Genomic DNA, 2,599 nt, shown 5'->3' with positions numbered 1-2,599 from the left:
GGTTACTAAATATCATAAGGGAAGGCATTCCCTATTTCTATACAATTCAGAAATCTTTTATGCATTTACACAAGATATTTTACGCTCTCATTTTTTTTCAGAGAGTTTATAGGTATAGTAATTCAATTGATAATGCCAACCTTGATCTGAATGAATTATTGGTTTTATTCCTTCCGGAATATTTTCTGTGAGTTCATCGAGTGTATCCATAATTAGTTTACTGTTAGGACTATTACTTACTTGAAATGCTAAAACTTCCTTGCTTGCTTCGTCAGTAATAGCTGAAACGTAAGCCCACTTAGTATCGGCCAAGCGTACTTGTGTAACATCGGTATGTAATACTTTGAAAGGTACGGTTTCATTAAAATGCTGATGTAGAACGTTACGGGCCACTTTTCCAACTGTACCTTTATAAGATGAATATCTACCATTTCTGTGGCGGTTATAAAGGCTTACTTGAACATTTAATTCATCCATCAAACGACGCACTACGGCGTCTGATAGATGGATATCTAATTTAATGAGCTCTTCTTGAACGCGACGATAACCGTAGGTTAGACGTCCGCGATATCTTCCGCTTTCGGCAATTTTTAGTATCTCTACTTTTACATCTTCATACTTATCTACATAATTTTTGATACGTTTACGTTCATCATGATAAGTCGCTTTCTTAAGTCCAATGGTCTTAAGAATATCGCCGACTTTATACCGGTTAGATTTCGGAAGAGACTCTTGTTCGACCCTGATCTGATCAACTATTTGTGTTTTCTTTCGTCCTTTGAGGTTCCGAACAGGGTCATTGATTTTTTTAAGATTTCGTTCTTGTTTACTAACTTACGTAATTTCTTCTTATCATGTTTCACTTTGGTTTTTCTGCCTTTCGGATGAGGCTTCAAGGCTTCTATACCATACTGATTGAAGGCTGTCCTCCAAAGACTGATTTGACAAGAATTAACATCAAATTTTGCGGATACTTCGGCTAAAGTTTCATCATGAGTTTGATAGTAGTTTATCACATCAACTTTAAACTCAACTGAGAAACTTCGTTTAACTCTTCTTCGTTTAAGAGCATCTGCGCCGCTCAAACGAAAGTTTTGTATCCATCTACCTACTTGTATTCGAGGCAAGTTACGTTTCTTTGAAAGAAGACTGATACTAATGTCACCTTGAAGATATTCACTAACGACTTCTGCTTTTAATTCTGAACTATATTTGACCATAGAAAAAGTGCTCCATAACTGTTAGATTTCTTGTCTAACAATTATGGAGCACTTTAAATACAGGGGGTATAACATCCCCGTACGACTTTATATAGGATCACCCCCACATGCGTGGGGAATACTTCCTGAGTAATACCTGTGTCCCAATTATTATAGGATCACCCCCACATGCGTGGGGAATACTCCTTATTAAGCCGATCAAGGTACGCCAAGGCAGGATCACCCCCACATGTGTGGGGAATACTTACCATTTATAGTATGATGTTGTAATAGATAGGGATCACCCCCACATGCGTGGGGAATACCTGTTTGACTAATCTTCTTTAATTCCATAATCAGGATCACCCCCACATGCGTGGGGAATACCTGCTGTTGTAGATACAGCCAACTTGAATGATGGGATCACCCCCCACATGCGTGGGGAATACACATGATTTAGATATTAAGCCGAATGTGCCTTAGGATCACCCCCCACATGCGTGGGGAATACAGCCAAAAAGGGTTCTCATACATTACTACCACAGGATCACCCCCCACATGCGTGGGGAATACTATCGATAGTTGTATGTATTGGGAATATATTAAGGATCACCCCCACATGCGTGGGGAATACCAAGAACCGATACTAGCTACTGGCACGATTATAGGATCACCCCCACATGCGTGGGGAATACTATCGAGAGAAGAGAAACATATGCACGCAATTAGGATCACCCCCACATGCGTGGGGAATACTATGCTTCGGTACCGTTGACGTCATACTCTTTGGGATCACCCCCCACATGCGTGGGGAATACTCTTCTTTTTGGACATTGTGGATAAAAACTTTGGGATCACCCCCCACATGCGTGGGGAATACAAAACGTTTCGCGATCCATATATACGTATTTCAGGATCACCCCCCACATGCGTGGGGAATACGAACATCAATGTCGCCGTAGATGATTTCTTTCAGGATCACCCCCCACATGCGTGGGGGAATACATGACATCGCTGTCGAAGTAGAAATAGTCTTTAGGATCACCCCCACATGCGTGGGGAATACTCATCGACATTTTGCCTGCTGGTAACCGTCTCAGGATCACCCCCCACATGCGTGGGGAATACTTTTCGTTATCTTCTGGAACCAATGTAATGTCAGGATCACCCCCCACATGCGTGGGGAATACACACTGTCTTTACCTTTCCCAGCACCAACGATAGGATCACCCCCACATGCGTGGGGAATACTTGTTTTCATCGCTGAAGAAGCGGCTTCAATCGGGATCACCCCCACATGCGTGGGGAATACTGTTTCGGGGATGATGTCAATAATTGTCTTGTTGGGATCACCCCCCACATGCGTGGGGAATACCACTACGTTGCTGTGCGCCACAATG

General features: G+C 42.3%; 3 protein-coding genes. All 3 read right to left on the bottom strand.

All coding sequences use genetic code 11. The features are described 5' to 3' along the window. Nucleotides 1–87: 87 nt before the first annotated feature. On the bottom strand, nucleotides 88–597 hold the full coding sequence (locus WDC_RS09945; RefSeq protein WP_404824771.1) for a transposase: 510 nt from the start codon (nucleotides 595–597) through the stop codon (nucleotides 88–90). 158 nt (nucleotides 598–755) lie between these two features. Then, nucleotides 756–1,220 carry a helix-turn-helix domain-containing protein gene (locus WDC_RS09110; RefSeq protein ID WP_044011533.1) on the bottom strand — a complete coding sequence of 155 codons (465 nt, stop codon included), beginning with the start codon at nucleotides 1,218–1,220 and terminating at the stop codon, nucleotides 756–758. A 1,081-nt stretch (nucleotides 1,221–2,301) separates the two neighbouring features. Beyond that, nucleotides 2,302–2,599, bottom strand: a 298-nt coding sequence (locus WDC_RS09940; RefSeq protein ID WP_044011532.1) for a hypothetical protein, incomplete at its 5' end; no start/stop codon positions are given.

It is taken from the genome of Paucilactobacillus wasatchensis, assembly GCF_000876205.1.
Lineage (GTDB): Bacteria > Bacillota > Bacilli > Lactobacillales > Lactobacillaceae > Paucilactobacillus > Paucilactobacillus wasatchensis.
Note: the sequence above shows the minus strand (reverse complement) of the source record. Positions and strands in the feature narration are given on the sequence as shown.

Bases quoted from the DNA above. Each gene is read 5' to 3' on its own strand.
- WDC_RS09110 (WP_044011533.1), bottom strand. From the start codon at position 1,220: ATGGTCAAATATAGTTCAGAATTAAAAGCAGAAGTCGTTAGTGAATAT.